This is a genomic window from Vibrio owensii (genome assembly GCF_002021755.1).
Classification (GTDB): Bacteria; Pseudomonadota; Gammaproteobacteria; order Enterobacterales; family Vibrionaceae; genus Vibrio; species Vibrio owensii.
Map to the genome: position 1 here is coordinate 1,756,729 of NZ_CP019959.1, position 17,008 is coordinate 1,773,736.

A 17,008-nucleotide genomic window follows, 5' to 3' on the forward strand; every position below is an offset into this window, starting at 1 on the left:
CCATGGCTTCTAAATCTACCCTGACGCAAATTATCCAGCAGTGGCAAGCCGGCGATAAAAAAGCGGAAAGTGAGTTGTACCAATTCGCTTACCTACAACTGCGTAAGATTGCTCAGCAAGAACGTGAGCGCAACGCAGAGAAATACGGCACCGACAACAAGGTACTGGCCGATAGCGTAAACAGCACCACCGCTCTGATCCATGACGCGTATTTAAAAATGTCTAGCTGCGACATGAGTGAGATTGAAACCAAGCGTGATTTCTTCTTAATGGCAGCCAAAGTGATGCGCCAGATCCTGATCGACAATGCACGCGCCCATCAAGCGCAGAAGCGCCAACACATCACCTTGATGAAGGAGGAAGAAGATCGCTTCGAGCAACTCATCATCATGGACAAAGCGCTCGACAACTTTAGTGTGCGCTATCCACGCCAATCTAACGCGCTAAAGCTCAAGTACCTGATGGGCATGAAAAACCAAGAGATCTGTGAACTGCTCGAATGCAGCGCCAGTTTGATTGAAAAAGACCTTAAGTTCTCGCGCAGTTGGCTGCAATCAAGAATGGCGCACGCGTAATATCATGACGAAAAAATACTGGATTGCAGGCGCACTGGGTGTCTGCTTGATGGCAAGCTACTGGCTTTCAGATGAACAAACAGCCGCTGCGGCTGCCAATATAGAACCAGCACAAAATGGCCTAGATAAGAGAAAAACGTCCCAAGGTGAGCGCACTTCGTTGATTGAAGTGAAGCAAGCCTTAACCTCCTCAGCACTAGAGAGAAACAACGATCTCGCCTTTGAAAAAGCACTCGAATCGACCTTGTCAGATCAGCCTGAACAGGTTCAAGATGCTTTTGGATCATCGGTGGTCAATTACTCCGGAGACCTGACTCAAACCTACGTGAGTAGCAACGCAAACAATGATGCGACTAACAATGGCAAACCAATCATTAACCTCGCGGTGGAACAGCAATTACAAACCATCATCTTTGGTTGGGAGTTGACGCAAAACAACCCTATCAACTACTCATTGGGATTGGAACAATTGTTTGAAGACCCCGAGGGGGACCTTCTCACGACCCGAATCTGGTTGGAAAACGCCAATGGACTGAGTGTTCTCAACCAAGGACAGATCATGTTGCAAGGTGCACCAAAAGCGTTCGACCAAACCACTTACTTAGCGGTATCTGCGCGCGATGACCATCATGGTACAGAAGACCATGCTTGGGTTACCACGCGCTTTGAACTGCCAGCAGTAACCGAAGAACAAAATGATACTGAACACCCTCTGATCGATGGCATTGTGTATCGCCTTGAATCCACAACATTGCTTGGTGGGAAAAAGTACGCCTATGAAGTGGTGTACTGCGAGGCATTTAAATTTGTCGAAGAAGAGGTCTTTTATGCGGCTGCCAACAACAAAACTCGTTGTCCTGAAGAGCATGAACTAAAGAAGGTCGGCCAGTATCAGATCAGCGATGAATCATTAATCGTGCAAGCAAACGGCTCACAACAAATTTGGACCACGAAAAAGGTCTATACCTCACGCGTGCACAAAGAGACCGAAAACTATTTCATTACCGTCTTCGATGATAATCGTTTCGAAAGCTACACCATGCAAAAAAACAAACGCTCAATGGAAGAACGTTTGAACGTCAATACAGGGGAGAAGCTATATCAAACCACACTATTTGATTTGCTTATCCCTACTGCGGGAGGTTACCGTCTTGCTACCGCTAGCAACTACATTTTTGACCGAAACTTCGCTCAAGATAGTGAGTGGTATGACAGCTTTGACTCGGATCTCAACGTAGTGACGTCATACAGCGACCTATTTGGTCATGAGATGTGCCCATTTTGGGATGTCTCTATCATCGCAGGAGAAGGTATGTTCAGTGATATCATCTCCTACTCCGATAAGGCCGATTGTCAGACGGCTCCCAAACTGTCTACGTACGCATTCGTCATATTTAATAATGAGTATCATCCCAATGATGTATTTCTCCACGGCGAAACGTACAGCTACATTTTGCGCCCGCTCCCTCAATACGCCAGTGAAGTTGAAGAGTTTAAAATCAATATGATTTATCACGATCCGATTGGGACAAAAACCACTCAGAAATTAACTAAAAACTCAAAATAAGTCTTTGTATTCCATAACCAGCACCCTTATTGACAATTCAAACAATTAATCTAACCAACAAAAAAATATTCAAAGTTTTTTTACGGTTTTTTTTCGGTTTTTCGTATCTTGAAGCTGCTTCCAAAAACGATCCAAAATGCGCTGCTTTTCCAATCTCACTAGTGAGATTGGAAGATAAAACAATAAAAAGCGACTTTCTCATTCGGAAACGAAACAAGGATTAAAACAATGAATAAGGTGAGTTTACTAGCAGCGTCAGTGGCTATCGCGCTAACAGGTTGTGGTGGTTCAGATGGTGGCTCAAACGGCGGTAATGCTGGCGTAGTGATCACAGGCTTTGATGGCTACTTCAAAAATGCAGTTGTGTTTGAAGATCTGAACAACAATGGCCAATGGGACACCAATGATACATTCCTTGGTCTAACCGATGAGAAAGGTCAGCTTAAAATCAAAGCAAAACCAGAGACAACTCTGGCTCTACAAACCATCACACCGAACGGTGCGAAACAGAAACAGCTAATCGCTTTAGATCCGACTTACGCAGGTACTTACACTGTAGATATGGATCACCCAAGCCAAGCGATGGCTCACGAACTGGTTTTCCGCGCACCAAACTCGTCTAACGTTATCTCACCAATCACAGACCTTGTGGCGATTGAGATGGCAAACAACAGCTCGCTAACAGAAGAAGAAGCGGCAGCAAAAGTAAACCAAGCACTTGGTGGTACAGAAGAAGCTCCTATCGATCTGTACAGTGACTTCGTTTCGGGTGTAGATAAAAGCGCCGAGCTACATAAAACCGCTCAGATTCTGACTGAGTCAAAAGCGCAAAACCCAGCAAACTACGAGAAGAAAGCAACTGAATTCGCTAAAGAAGCGGATGCTATCGTAGGCGAAATGACGCAAGAGCAAATCACGGATGTGAACAACAAACCAGTGATTGAAGACTCAACGCCAAACAGCAACGAGCTGTCTCCGGTTCCGGTATACAACAACAAGCTTGTGGTTAACGAAGACGTTGAAGAAGCAGCAGAAGATAAGCTAGAGAACCTACCTGAGCTCGTTAAAGGCGCAGGTTTCGATGGTGTAGACCTCAACATTGAAGGTCTATTCAAAGACAAAGACCAAAACCTTGTCACACCTAAATTGACTCATAACCTTGCTGGTACAGGTATCGAAGCTCGCATCGAAGGCAACCAATTGGTTCTTTCACCAGCGGCTGAAGTCACCAAAGCCGGTGAGTTTGAAATCATCCTAACGGCTGAAGATAAAGACTCTTCAGGCAAAACACTTGCTACTGTAAGCACAGTATTCGAGTTGGATATCGAAACCGCGAACCAAGCGCCAACCATCATTGAAGCAGAACAAAAACGTCTGCAAAGCATCATTGACGACTGGCAACTACAGCAAGGTGAAGCTTTTGAGCAAACTCTAGACATTTCAGGTCTTTTCAAAGACGAAGATGGCCAACTAGAAGAATATTCTGCTGAATCGATCTCTATCGCTGGATTGTCTATCGATGAAGACGACAACGCAATCATCACTATCGAAGGCACACCAGAAAAAGCTTACGCTGCAGGCCAAACTTTTACCGTTAGCGTAGAAGACAACGAAGATGGCAAAACTCGCGTAACCTTTAAGCTGCCAGAAGTGAAAGAAGGCGCTACGCCACCGCCAGTCGTACCAACGCTAGGCTTCACTATCGACCACTTTAACGGCAAAGCGGCAAAAATGGGCAGCTTCGCGCGCAACGATGGCGAAATCGGCCATGCGATTCTTATGAAAGATGCCGAAGGCCTACTATGGTGTTGGGGCTCAAACGATGATGAGCAAGGCGAAGAATACTCGGCAAACATCAGTGATAACCTAAGCAACTCTTGGGAATCAGAGTACGACCCATACGCGATTTTGGCAAAACTGGACAAGCTACCAAACTACGCGGCTTACCAAAACAAAGATTGTTGGGACGTAGAGATCAAAGACGGCAAATTGTACGACGATGAAGGTTCTGAGTATGAAATGCTATACCAAAACAAAACCACACAAGGCGACTACCAAATCCTTGTGAAAATCGATGGTGATGAGTTGTTCTGGTTTGATTCAACCGATACACCTTTCGCACAAGCACTACCAGTGAGCGAAAAGGTTGCGAACGGTAAGGTTGAATTTGATATGACGGTAGAAAGCGAGACCGTTGCTCAAGACGAGACTGAGCTATTTTATGCAGCAGGTAAGTTTGAGTACGCAAACGGTGCTTACGAGTACGAGTCTATCAAACCAGAAGGATTCTACACTCCAGGTAACTGGACTATCTCTCTAGATAGCGAAACAAATCGTGAAACTCTGATTCTAGAAGAAACGGGGGCAGATTCTGATTACAAGACCCGCCACCGTAACGTGAACCGTGAGTTTGGTAACTTCTACATCGGCATCAACTCAAGCGTTGAACAAAACGGTTGGGTATCAGCCCCAGAGTTCGGTCTGTACTCACACTCTCAAGAAGCAATGGAAAAAGTGATGGAATCACTACCTTTAATTGAAGACTAATGAGTAAAGACAAACAAATACTATCGAAACCTTGTTGTAGCCAGATTCATCTGCATCGCCGACGCAGAACCTTCTGGGAAAAGTGCAAAGGCATCAAAGAAGTATACTGTTGCGCTAACTGCCACAAGGAAACCCAACTCAAATAGCTCCTCTATTTGAGGCCGCAAAAAAGCCCCGCTCAAGCGGGGCTCTTTTGTATCTGTTTAATTACTTCACACAAATCACATTGAGTAAGGATGTACCGGTAAGCTGATTCGGTTCTCGGTCGGCAAACAAGCCCTTTTTATCTTTACCCCAATAAGGCAACTGCAGCGGCCAGTTGTTTTTCTCCATCACTCCAGACGCACGCAGCGTTTTGAATTCCGAGACACTCGCCAAGTCCATACTTAGTTGCTGACAGACCTTTTTCGAACTCGCATAATTTAGGCGATTCCAAGGTTTTCCATGTTCCATGTAGAACTGGTTGTTGTTCTCGACCAAGTAAGGCACCACAAACGTTTTACCTTGCAGAATCGTCTTCAATCGTACCTGCACTGTATCGTTACTGATAATAGGCTGAGCAGGTTTAGGCGCTTGGGTAGGTTTCGCCGTTGGTTGAGAAGCTTGCTTCGGTACTGCCTTAGCAGGCGCCTCTTTAGCTTTGAAAGCGTCCGTATTCGGGCGAGTCGCGGCTACTGGAGCAACGGGTGTCACAGGCTTTGCCTTCGCAGCAGGCTTCGGCATCGGCTTAGTTTGCTTCACTGGCTCTGACGTACCTTTGCCTACCACACGAATAAAGGCTTCTTTATAGGTCGACAAGGTTTTGACTCGCTGTAAATCCTGCGAGGCTTTGGCAAATTCAGTATAAGGACCAATAAGACATCGGTAGCCTTTTTGCTCTGGCTTCATCCAAACATCGGTGGTGATTTTGCCGTAGATCGGTTTGGCTTTGGCTAAAGACATCGGTTTTGGCAACAAACCACATTGAATCCAGAAGAAATCATTGCCTCCCTGCGGCACTTTCTTTCCCCATACCCCTTTCCCGATCGGACAAGATTGCTCAAGTACTGGCAGTTCTTTATTACTCGCTTGAGAGGCTTGGCAAAGAAAACCCTCCGCGAATACCGGTGTCGAAAATTGGGCGCACGCCAACAGCAATCCAAGGCTCAAGCCGGATTGGACGATACGAGAGGAGTGTTGTGCCTTCTTCATTTCCATACGCTTCACTCTGAACAGTAGGTGATGAAATTATCGCGACAAAGCGTCAATAAAACATGAATAAAAAGTGATAAGCAAAAAAAGAGCCGGAATTGCATCCGGCTCTCAGTTTAGAAAGAATTTTATGAAATAGGCAACGTATAGGTGCGTATTTTCGTGATTAACCCTTGTAGATTTTCGGGTTGAACACGTCACGTAACCAGTCACCTAATAGGTTGATAACCAGTACCAGCGTTACTAGCACGATACCTGGGAAGGCCGTAATCCACCACGCTCCAGAGAAGATGTAGTTAAAGCCGATGCTGATTAGCGCGCCTAGAGATGGTTGGTCTACCGGAAGACCTAAGCCTAGGAATGACAGTGCCGCTTCCGACATAATTGCGTTCGCTACCTGTACTGTCGAGATAACCAGGATTGGTGATAGACAGTTCGGCAGAATATGACGGAACATGATGCGAGGCGCTTTAAAGCCCATCACACGCGCCGCTTCGACGTATTCTTTCTTCTTCTCAGCCAATACCGAGGCGCGAATAGTACGTGCGTATTGCGGCCATTCTGCCACGCCGATGATCACCACCAGCATGACTACTGCATATTGACTGTAAAAATCACTGCCAAAGCTGGCTTTGAAGATAGCTGACACGATGATCGCCACCATCATAGTCGAGAACGACAACTGTACGTCTGCAAAGCGCATCAAGAAGCTATCAATACGGCCGCCGAAGTAACCCGCAGACAAGCCAATGATGATGCCCAGCACCAACTGAAGACCAACCGCAAGAAAGCCGATAGTCAAAGACAAGCGAGAGCCGTAAAGAATGGTCGATAAAATATCGCGGCCTTGCTCATCAGTACCTAACACAAAGCGCTCATCGCCATCTTCCATCCAAGACGGTGGCAACTCAGAATCCATAATGTCGATGGACGTCAGATCGTACGGATCTGTCGGTGCCAGAATTGGCGCAGCCAACGCCAACACTAAGAACATCATAAAGACGGTAAAACTTGCCATCGCAACTTTGTCGCGCTTGAAGTAATACAAGAAATCCGACTCTTTGAAACGCTGCCACGCTGACGGTGCGGCTGCAGGAGCTGGTGTTACATTTGATTGGCTCATGATTAAGCTCCTTTTCCGGTTAAGTTCACAGTTGGGTTGATGATGCCGTACAGCAAGTCAACGATGGTATTGGTTACCACGAAGATCAGACCAACAAAGATAACGTAGGCAGTGATCAGCGGTGTATCTACACGGTTGATTGCCTCTAGGAAAAGGAAGCCAGTGCCCGGCCATTGGAACACGGTTTCAGTAAGAATGGTGTAAGCCACCATAGTACCAATCTGCACACCACCGACCGTCAATACAGGTAGCATGGTGTTCTTAAGTGCATGTTGGTAATAAATCTTTTGTAAGTTCAGGCCTTTTGCTTTGGCGAACTTAATGTATTCCGAGCTCAGTACTTCCAGCATTTCTGAACGTACCAGACGGATGAACAACGGCAGCATGATAGACGCTAGCGCAATACACGGCAGGATAAGGTGCTTGATACCATCAATGGTAAAGAAGCCAGATTCCCAACCGAGCACATTAGCGGTCTCGCCCCGTCCGTAGGAAGGGAGCCAACCGAGTTCTATGGAGAAGACGTACATCAGCATGATTGCGGTTAAGAACACCGGAATCGAGATACCAACACTACTCATCGCCATAACGAATTTAGTAAAGATGCTCTTCGGGTGGATCGCGGAATACACCCCAAGTGGTATAGAGAAAACAATAATGATGAGCGTCGCACCAAACACGAGCTCTAGCGTTGCCACCAGCTTATCGAGAATCACCTCAACCGCAGGTCGCTTGAAGAAGTAAGATGTACCTAAATCACCTTGTAGCGCATTGCCCACAAAGCGAGTGTACTTTGTGATAAAGGGATCGTTCAGGCCCAGTTCGTCACGTAGCGCTTGACGCTCCGCTTCTGAAACCGACTGACCTACAAGCTCACGCAGCGGGTCACCCAGGTTATCCTGAATGGCAAACGCCACCAAACTGATCACAAACATCACTATCAGTGCCTGAAACAGGCGCTTGACCAGAAACGAAAACATTCCTTGCCCCTTAACTATCCATAGATCTCTATTCAGAGAGAAAATTCAGTCTGTAAAACCAACTCAGTCCGACTGAAACAAAACTGAGTCGAGTGCTTTAAGTTGAGGAGGGACATCCATCCCTCCTCAAAATCGACTAACCGTGATTATTCAACCACTAGGTCACCGAAGTAAGGCATTACCATTGGGTTAACGATGTCTGCCGCTTTCACGTTAGACTTCGCACCCCACGCTTCACTTTGCCAGTGTAGCGGTACGAATGCTGCGTCGTTGTATAGTGTAGCTTCTACACCTTTCAGCATTTCTGCACGTTTCGCAGGATCCGTTTCTACGTTCGCAGCTTCAACCACTTTGTCCATTTCTGGGTTTGAGTAGTAACCACAGTTGTACTGACCACGGCCCGTTTCTTCGTTACGAGTCATGGTTAGGAACTCGTTGAAGTTCGCCGAATCTTCCGTATCTGAGTGCCAACCGATCATCAGCATGTCTGCCGCACACTTGTCGAACTCTGGCCAGTATTGCGCTTTTGGCATGGTCTTCAGATCAACCTTGATGCCGATCTTAGACAGCATTGCCGCCGCCGCTTGCGCTACTTTCGCATCGTTCACGTAACGGTTGTTCGGTGCGATCATCGTTAGCGTTAGGCCATCTTCGTAGCCCGCTTCTTTCATCAGTTCTTTCGCTTTCTTCAGATCGTAGCGAGGAACCAGTTTGTCATCGTGACCTACATAACCTGCCGGGCTTTGCTGACCAGCTGCCGTTGCGAAGCCTTTCATGATTTTCTTCACGATGCCTTCGTTATTGATTGCGTGAACAATCGCTTGGCGAACGCGAACGTCTTTCAGTGCTTCGTTGCTGTTTTGGTTTAGTTGGAACGTGATGATACGAGTACCAGGTAGCGTTACTAGATCGATGCCGTCCGCATCTTTCACACGTTTGTGATCGTTTGGCGCAACAGGGTGAATCATGTCAACGCCGCCAGAAAGTAGCGCAGCTACACGAGTTGCGTCTTCTTTGATTGGTACAAGCGTTAGCTTATCAACGTTACCTTTCGACTCTTTGTCCCAGTAATCTTTAAAGCGTTCGAATTCCACTTTTACGCCCTGCTCACGAGAAGTCACAATGAATGGACCCGTGCCAGATACGTTAGTCGATGCAAATGAGTTACCGTGCTTCACTAGCTCAGACTTGTCTTTACCATCTTCTGTCTTACCAGAGTAGAACTTGCTGTCCATTGGGAAGATGTAAGTCGCCGTTTGCAGCACAAGTGGGTAAGGACCTTTAGTCACCAGATCCACTGTGTAGTCGTCAACCTTCACGATTTTTTCGTACGGGTCGAAGATAGCTTTGAAATCTGGAGAGCTTTGTAGACGTTCGAAAGTCCATACTACGTCGTCCGCCGTCATGTCGTTACCAGAGTGGAACTTAACACCTTGGCGTAGCTTGAAACGTACCGTTGTATCGTTCACACGTTCCCAGCTTTCTGCTAGACGAGGTTCAAAGTCCATGTCTTGTGTGAAACGAACTAGTGGGTCAAATACCATGTGTGACATTTGCAGCGTACCGCCTGATAGCTGCTCATGCGGGTCTAGCGATACTGGGTCAGCTGCGTAGCCAACTTTGATATCTGCTGCCATTGCGTTAAAGCTTAGGCCCGCTGCCATTAGCGCCACTGCTAATTTGCTTTTCATGGTTTTCATTTGCATAACTCCTTCATGCGGGAATTCGAATCCCTTGTTGTGTTTGCGTCTTTGTTATGACTAAGGTTTGTTGACCTTGATGGTCAGCCAAGCGAAAAACTTGGTTTATGCCGTTTTGATTTCTTCTCTCAAACCTGTGAATTCAGGCATCAGAGAAATCAGTTTCTTGCTGTATTCATGCTGAGGAGCGGTAAATAGCTGCTCAGTTGGCGCCACTTCCAGTAGCGTACCCATCTGCATCACACCCACTCGGTCACACATTTGGCGAATAACCGGTAAGTCGTGGCTGATAAACAACATGGTGAGGTTGAGCTCACTTTGCAGATCTTTTAGCAAGTTCAGAATTTGTGCCTGTACCGATACATCCAACGCAGATGTCGGTTCGTCACAAATCAGTAGTCGAGGACGGGTCGCCAGTGCACGCGCAATAGAAATACGCTGACGCTGACCACCGGAGAATTCATGAGGGTATTTCACACCCGCCATTTTGCCCAAACCTACGTGATCAAGCAGGTCATTCACAATCTGACGCGTTTCCGCTTCATTCTTAGTGAGCTTATGGAAACGAATTGGCTCCGCGATGATGTCGAAAATCTTCATACGCGGATTCATTGAAGTGTATGGGTTTTGGAAGACCATTTGCATTTGACGACGCAGTGGACGACGCGCTTTTTCTGATTTCAGCGCCGTTAAGTCAATGCCTTCAAAACTTACTTGGCCTGAGTTTGGTTCATACAAACCTGCAATTACACGTGCGATGGTCGATTTACCTGAGCCAGATTCACCTACCAAGCCAAACGTCTCGCCTTCGTGCACTTCAAAACTGACATTGTTTGAGGCCTGCACGTATTCGCGGCGGCTTTCAAACAACGAATCTTTGGTCACAAAGCGTAGGTTTACGTTCTTCACATCCAATAGAGGGCCGGTGTACTCGCGTTGGTCTTGGCTTTGACCTAGCCAATGGTTCTTGATGTCCAGTTCTTGTAGCTCTGTTGCTTCTTCGATGTAGCTCACTAGCGGGAAGCGATCGAGTTTAATGTCAGAACGAGGAACCGCGGAAATCAAGCTGCGTGTGTATGGGTGATCAGGATCGCCCAATACCTTAGCGGTTGGGCCAAATTCAACCAAATCACCACGGTACATAACTGCCACACGGTCAGTCACGTTTGAAACCACGCCCATGTCGTGTGTCACCAACATACAACCTACGTTGTTCTTGATACACAGTTCACGGATTAGGTTTAGGATTTGGTCTTGGATTGATACGTCGAGTGCCGTAGTTGGCTCATCGGCAATGATCAGATCTGGCTCACCAGCCAGTGCGATAGCAATAACCACACGCTGACGCATACCGCCAGAGAATTGGTGTGGGTACTGTTTAAGACGGTTTTCAGGTTGCGGGATACCAACCTGCTGCATAAGAGAAAGCGCGCGTTGATACGCCTCTTCATCCGATACCTTCATATTGGCGTGGATGGTCTCTTTTAGTTGCTGCTCAACCGTAAATAGAGGGTTAAGCGAGGTCATTGGGTCTTGAAAGATAAAGCCAATCTTAGAGCCGCGAACCTTACGCATCGCTTCTGGCGTCAAACCAGAAATTTTCTCCCCATCAAGGTACACATCGCCGCTGGCAACACGACCCGGAGGACTAAGCAAATCAATAACGGCGTTACCAACGGTGGATTTACCCGCACCTGATTCGCCAACAACACCCACAATTTCGCCACGATCGATATGAAAAGAAAGCGATTTCACGGCCGCATGGACACCGTGACGGGATGGATATTCAATACGAAGGTTTTTCACCTCTAATAGTGACATTTCAGACCTCTACTGCCTTGTCTGTGGTATCGAATCGCGCAATGAAAGCGCCATTCATCACCTGAATGAATCCGTTCAAATTCAGAATAATACTCTGAAATCTTAATGCGGAGACAATTTGGCAAAAATTACACAAAAAAGCAACAATTAAAGTATATTCCGCCTAAAAAACATTATTTACACGCACAATGAGCGAATAAAAATGCATTAACAAGTATTTAACCATTTTCATAGCACACCATTTTTGTGCGTTACGCACCAATAAAAACAGAAAAATGCTCTAAATTTACGCATAAAATCACTATTGATAGTATCCCTATTATTCACACGCCATTATTAACATTTACCAAACAATATTCCGTTCTTATTGGGATTTTTCGACATAAAATGTTACTAACAAAATAGTCTGCATACATAAAAAGCCAAAATTCCCCTACACACATAGAGGTGAAAACGTGAGCAGATCTGCAAAACAAATGAAATCTGTCACCTAACCTAGGTTATGCGTCAGTTATGCGATTTTGTGATTAAGCTAATTTTCTATCGATTGAAAACGCTCTCTGAACTGGGGGCTTTGGTAGGGGAAAAGAGAAGATCAGCCACCAGTTTTGCGCTTTCCACTGTCATTTTGAGTGAGATAAGAGATAATCAAACTCTAACGTCGAGTAGTGAATGAAGGAGCCCCTGTGCTTAAAGCGATATTTTTTGATATGGACGAGACTTTATGTGGCACATCTCAAGCCGATAAAGTAGCAGGACAAGAGTTTGCCGATTGGATTGCTCAAACTTACCCTCAGGTCGCTGACTCCACAGCCTTCGTGCAACGCTACTTACAAGGTGTGTATAAGAAGCTAAACGACGAATTCCCTCAGCTTATTGCTCTACTGCCAGATGAAAATGCATTCCGCTGCGGTTTAATCCAAACCATCTTGGCAGAACAAGGTATCGAGATCGATGCAGAACAAGCGCAGCAGGCACAAAGCTTCTTCGATTCAGCTCGAATGGGTGCTTTTACCTTCTTCCCAGGCGTGAAGGAAATGCTGACTGAGCTACGCCAACACTACAAATTGGTGGTAATCACTAACGGTCCTATCTTCTCCCAACATCCAAAACTCAAAGCAACACAAATGAGCGAATGGGTTGATCACATTATCGTTGGTGGCGAAGAGCCCGAAGAGAAGCCTGCTGCAAGTATCTTCCATAAAGCACTCAACCTTGTTGACGCAAAACCAGAAGAAGCGATTCATATTGGTGATTCTCTACCAGCCGATATTGCGGGTGCCAACAACATGGGTATTCTGAGTGTGTGGGTTAACGAGGCAGGCACAGCAAATCCAACCGATATCAAGCCAAACTACGAAGTGAAAGAGACGGTTGAGCTCAAAGAAATTCTAAAAACGCTCGCTCAATAAAACGCTTAACTCAAGAAACACAAAGCCCTAGCTATCGTGCTGGGGTTTCTTTTATCAGCTCGAAAAGCATTTGGATCATGGATGGTCAAAAGCTCCCAGAGCTGTACATTTTTGGCAGAATTGAAAGTGGTGTGAGAGTTTTTGAGGATGAGAAACGTAAAAAAGCCCCTGTCTTTCAACTGGGGCTTTAAATAGCGGTCGATGGAGAGCCATATTCTAGCTTCAGGCGAACCCCACTTGGGTTCAAATCCATTGAAATATCGCCGACTCATCTAGTCCAAGTAAGATCATAAGCTCTAAAACGACGAAAGCCTGCTAAAAAGTAGGCTTTCTAATGGTGGTCGGTAAAGAGGATTCGACGCGGCAGGGCTCCCTGCGGACTGGCGCTCCAGCCCACAACCCTCTGGTCCCAACATTCTAAATTTCAAACGTAAAAAAGCCCCAGTCTTTCGACTGAGGCTTTAAATAGTGGTCGATGAAGAGCCATATTCTAACTTCAGGCGAACCCCACTTGGGTTCAAACCCATTGAAATACTGCCGACTCATCTAGTCCAAGCAAGATCATAAGCTCTAAAACGACGAAAGCCTGCTAAAAAGCAGGCTTTCTAATAGTGGTCGGTGAAGAGGGATTCGAACCCCCGACCCTCTGGTCCCAAACCAGATGCGCTACCAAGCTGCGCTATTCACCGAACTGTATTTGCTGATTCTCTCAAATCAGACAGGATACTTCAACTAAGAAGTCACCTTAATTAATGGGGTGGCTAACGAGATTCGAACTCGCGACCACCGGAATCACAATCCAGGGCTCTACCAACTGAGCTATAGCCACCATCAATTTTTGCTGTTTACCGCTCTATTATAGCCATAAACTAAATAGTGGTCGGTGAAGAGGGATTCGAACCCCCGACCCTCTGGTCCCAAACCAGATGCGCTACCAAGCTGCGCTATTCACCGACAAATTTTGTTTCGACTCTTGGGATATCTGAATCAAAACTGGAAACTTCATTAACTTAATGAGTTACCGAAATAATGGGGTGGCTAACGAGATTCGAACTCGCGACCACCGGAATCACAATCCAGGGCTCTACCAACTGAGCTATAGCCACCACTATGTTCGTGCCTTTGATTTGTATTCCGGAATGGCACGCCCGAAAGGATTCGAACCTTCGACCTTTGGCTCCGGAGGCCAACGCTCTATCCAACTGAGCTACGGGCGCATGCCCCATCGGCGGAGAGGAATAATACGGATATCACACTATGCCGTCTAGTACTTTTTTTACTTTTTTTCTCGTTTGGTCTCTTTTTCGACAGTTATCTGCCTTTAAAGAGAATTTTTGATGTGATTCACGCCCTGTCATGGATAACTTGTTGTTTATTGCAACAAGTTATCGGGATATAATCACCCATTATTTACATTGATTTAACAGCTGCAACTTGGTTGTTTAATCACTCTAGACCGTTAGATAAGGTTTTCTGCTCACTATAGAAGCAATCGCGTAAAACTTTCTCCAACGGCTCTAAATACTCTAACTATATAAATAGGTAAGTCACTTACCTCGGGAATGTGAAGTGGGTTTAATGGATATGTCTCGACGAATGATTAGCGTTTTGTTCGCTGCCTTAACTTTCTCTACGGCAGCTTTAGCTTCTGACATCAGCCAAACTGAATACGATGCGATCGCAGAACGCATCAAACCTGTCGGTGATGTTTATCTTGCAGGAGCAGAACCAGTAAAAGCAGAGCCAACTGGTCCACGTGATGGTGCGTCAGTTTACGGTACTTTCTGTATTGCTTGTCACGCATCTGGCGTGAACGGCGCGCCGAAAACTGGTGATGCTGCAGATTGGGCACCACGTATTGCACAAGGCAAAGACGTGCTGACCAACCATGCAATCCAAGGCTTCAACGCGATGCCAGCTAAAGGTACGTGTATGGACTGTTCTGATGACGAAATCATCGCAGCCATCGACCACATGATTGAAGGTCTATAATAAAGACATCAACGAAAAAGGCTTGCCACATGGCAAGCCTTTTTGTTTTTAGTCAGTCGTCACAACGCTGCACTACTTCTTAAACATTGCTCGAATATTGGCGATGTGTGCTTGGCCTTTTGCCATACGCTCTTCTGCCGATACTGGCTTTTTGTTTACTTCCCATTCAACATCATCAAATGGCAGCTCATCTAAGAAGCGACTTTGCGTCGGCTTGATCAATTCACCAAACTGTCGACGTTCCTTACACATGGTAAAAGTCAGCTCGCGCTGCGCACGGGTAATACCCACGTACATTAGGCGGCGTTCTTCTTCAACGTTGTCCTCATCAATACTGGTTTGGTGCGGCAGGATGCCCTCTTCCGAACCAATCAAGTACACGAACGGGAACTCAAGGCCTTTCGAAGCGTGCAGTGTCATTAATTGAACCGCATCACTATCTTCATCTTCTTCACCACGCTCCATCATATCGCGTAGGGTAAGACGTTGAACCACCTCTTTTAGCGTCTTCTCTTCTTGGTCGTAGTTGTCGCCTTCTAGATCGGCCACAATCCAAGAATAAAGGTCAGAAACGTTCTTCATGCGCATTTCAGCCGCTTTCGGGCTTGCTGACGTTTCGTATAGCCAATCTTCGTAATGAATATCACGTACAAGTGAACGCACCGCTTCAACCGTATCACCTCGCTCAGCTTGATCAGCAATAGCTACCAACCATTGCGTGAAACGGCGTAGGTTCTCTAGGCCACGGCCGGTTAGGTGCTGTTCCAATCCCATTTCAAAGCTGACTTCAAACAAGCTCTTACCACGCATGTTGGCGTAGCTACCCAGCTTCTCTAGAGTCACGGGACCAATTTCACGACGCGGCGTATTCACAATACGTAGGAACGCGTTGTCATCATCTGGGTTCACCAATACACGTAGGTAAGCCATGATGTCTTTGATCTCTGCTCGAGCGAAGAAAGACGTGCCGCCAGACAGTTTGTATGGCACACGGTTTTGCATCAGAGACTTTTCAATCAAACGTGATTGGTGGTTACCACGATACAAAATCGCGTAGTCTTTATATTCGGTGCGGTTTAGGAACTTGTGCGCAATCAATTCACCCGTTACGCGCTCTGCTTCGTGCTCTTCATTTTTAGCCAGCAACACTTTGAGCTTTTCGCCGTCAGGAATTTCCGAGAACAGCGATTTCTCATACACGTGTGGGTTATTCGCAATCAAGATGTTAGCTGCACGGAGAATACGGCTAGTCGAACGGTAATTCTGCTCCAACTTAATCAAGCGCAAATTTGGATAGTCTTCACCAAGCAACACCAAGTTTTGCGGCTTAGCGCCACGCCATGAATAGATGGATTGGTCATCGTCGCCTACAACAGTTAAACGACCGCACTCGCCAACGATGAGCTTCACCAAATCGTATTGGCTAGTGTTGGTATCTTGATATTCATCCACCAATAAGTAGCGAATGCGATTTTGCCAGCGTTGACGCACTTCTTCGTTATTACGCAGCAGTTGCACGGGTAGGGAAATCAAGTCGTCAAAATCAAGCGCGTTATACGCCTTCATCTGCTTTTGGTACATCTCAAAGCAGAACGCAAATAGTTGTTGTTGCTCACCTTGAGCCAGCGCTTTGGCTTGCTCCGGTGTCAGCATGTCGTTCTTCCAGTTCGAGATTGAACTCAAAAGTTGGCGCAACAAGTCTTTGTCACCATCAAGCTGCTTCTCTGTTAACTCTTTGAGTAGCGCAAGCTGGTCTTGATCATCAAACAATGAGAAGCCCGCTTTCAAGCCAAGGTGCTTGTACTCTCGCTTGATGATGTTCAGCCCTAACGTGTGAAACGTCGAGACCATCAGACCTTTCGATTCAGATTTACCTAACGTTTGGCCAACACGCTCTTTCATCTCGCGTGCCGCCTTGTTGGTAAAGGTTACCGCAGCAATATTGCGTGCCTTGTAGCCACACTGCTGAACCAAATAAGCGATTTTATTGGTAATAACACGAGTTTTACCCGAACCAGCGCCCGCTAGCACCAAGCATGGGCCTGATACGTACTTAACGGCTTCATCTTGTCTGGGGTTCAGCTTCATAAAAATTCTCTG

11 protein-coding genes and 5 tRNA genes are annotated in these 17,008 nt (G+C 46.3%); 5 read left to right on the forward strand and 11 right to left on the reverse strand.

Annotated elements, in window-relative coordinates; all coding sequences use genetic code 11:
• Positions 1 to 2: 2 nt before the first annotated feature.
• The 3 genes from A9237_RS07900 to A9237_RS07910 all read left to right on the forward strand — a co-directional run bounded on the left by A9237_RS07900 (position 3) and on the right by A9237_RS07910 (position 4,689).
• Entirely contained in the window at positions 3 to 575 is a 573-nt protein-coding gene (locus tag A9237_RS07900) for a sigma-70 family RNA polymerase sigma factor (RefSeq protein WP_005434622.1), read from the forward strand.
• Positions 576 to 579: 4 nt separating this feature from the next.
• Entirely contained in the window at positions 580 to 2,142 is a 1,563-nt protein-coding gene (locus tag A9237_RS07905) for a hypothetical protein (RefSeq protein WP_078607999.1), read from the forward strand.
• A gap of 228 nt (positions 2,143 to 2,370) precedes the next feature.
• Positions 2,371 to 4,689: an acid phosphatase gene (locus A9237_RS07910; protein ID WP_078608000.1), complete on the forward strand. Its 2,319-nt coding sequence runs from the start codon at positions 2,371 to 2,373 to the stop codon at positions 4,687 to 4,689.
• 207 nt (positions 4,690 to 4,896) lie between these two features.
• On the opposite strand, the gene A9237_RS07915 is transcribed toward A9237_RS07910, so the two are convergent.
• The 5 genes from A9237_RS07915 to A9237_RS07935 all read right to left on the reverse strand — a co-directional run bounded on the left by A9237_RS07915 (position 4,897) and on the right by A9237_RS07935 (position 11,504).
• On the reverse strand, positions 4,897 to 5,886 hold the full coding sequence (locus A9237_RS07915; RefSeq protein ID WP_078608001.1) for an SPOR domain-containing protein: 990 nt from the start codon (positions 5,884 to 5,886) through the stop codon (positions 4,897 to 4,899).
• Positions 5,887 to 6,046: 160 nt separating this feature from the next.
• Positions 6,047 to 7,003, reverse strand: coding sequence for an ABC transporter permease (locus A9237_RS07920; RefSeq protein WP_005533496.1), 957 nt, complete (start codon positions 7,001 to 7,003; stop codon positions 6,047 to 6,049).
• 2 nt (positions 7,004 to 7,005) lie between these two features.
• Complete coding sequence (locus A9237_RS07925; protein WP_020196664.1) at positions 7,006 to 7,983, reverse strand: ABC transporter permease; 978 nt, start codon at positions 7,981 to 7,983, stop codon at positions 7,006 to 7,008.
• Positions 7,984 to 8,129: 146 nt separating this feature from the next.
• A complete protein-coding gene (locus tag A9237_RS07930) occupies positions 8,130 to 9,683 on the reverse strand; it encodes an ABC transporter substrate-binding protein (protein WP_009705433.1) in 1,554 nt (517 codons plus the stop codon).
• A gap of 105 nt (positions 9,684 to 9,788) precedes the next feature.
• Positions 9,789 to 11,504 (reverse strand): ABC transporter ATP-binding protein, encoded by a 1,716-nt coding sequence (locus tag A9237_RS07935; RefSeq protein ID WP_005434636.1) that lies wholly within the window; start codon positions 11,502 to 11,504, stop codon positions 9,789 to 9,791.
• Between the two features lie 686 nt (positions 11,505 to 12,190).
• Between A9237_RS07935 and A9237_RS07945 the strand changes: the two genes are divergently transcribed.
• The gene (locus tag A9237_RS07945; protein WP_061007929.1) at positions 12,191 to 12,916 is read left to right on the forward strand and encodes an HAD family hydrolase; all 726 of its coding nucleotides are present in this window, start codon (positions 12,191 to 12,193) and stop codon (positions 12,914 to 12,916) included.
• 612 nt (positions 12,917 to 13,528) lie between these two features.
• Here A9237_RS07945 and A9237_RS07950 read toward each other — a convergent pair.
• From A9237_RS07950 to A9237_RS07970, 5 genes are all read right to left on the reverse strand, one after another.
• Positions 13,529 to 13,605: transfer RNA gene (locus A9237_RS07950), tRNA-Pro, on the reverse strand.
• Positions 13,606 to 13,669: 64 nt separating this feature from the next.
• Positions 13,670 to 13,745 (reverse strand) — tRNA-His (locus tag A9237_RS07955).
• A gap of 48 nt (positions 13,746 to 13,793) precedes the next feature.
• A tRNA-Pro gene (locus A9237_RS07960) sits at positions 13,794 to 13,870 on the reverse strand.
• Between the two features lie 76 nt (positions 13,871 to 13,946).
• Positions 13,947 to 14,022 (reverse strand) — tRNA-His (locus tag A9237_RS07965).
• Positions 14,023 to 14,056: 34 nt separating this feature from the next.
• Positions 14,057 to 14,133: transfer RNA gene (locus tag A9237_RS07970), tRNA-Arg, on the reverse strand.
• Positions 14,134 to 14,494: 361 nt separating this feature from the next.
• Between A9237_RS07970 and A9237_RS07975 the strand changes: the two genes are divergently transcribed.
• A complete protein-coding gene (locus A9237_RS07975) occupies positions 14,495 to 14,908 on the forward strand; it encodes a c-type cytochrome (protein WP_005434644.1) in 414 nt (137 codons plus the stop codon).
• Positions 14,909 to 14,980: 72 nt separating this feature from the next.
• Here A9237_RS07975 and rep read toward each other — a convergent pair whose 3' ends face one another.
• The gene (rep, locus tag A9237_RS07980) at positions 14,981 to 16,996 is read right to left on the reverse strand and encodes a DNA helicase Rep (RefSeq protein ID WP_078608002.1); all 2,016 of its coding nucleotides are present in this window, start codon (positions 16,994 to 16,996) and stop codon (positions 14,981 to 14,983) included.
• Positions 16,997 to 17,008: the final 12 nt, after the last annotated feature.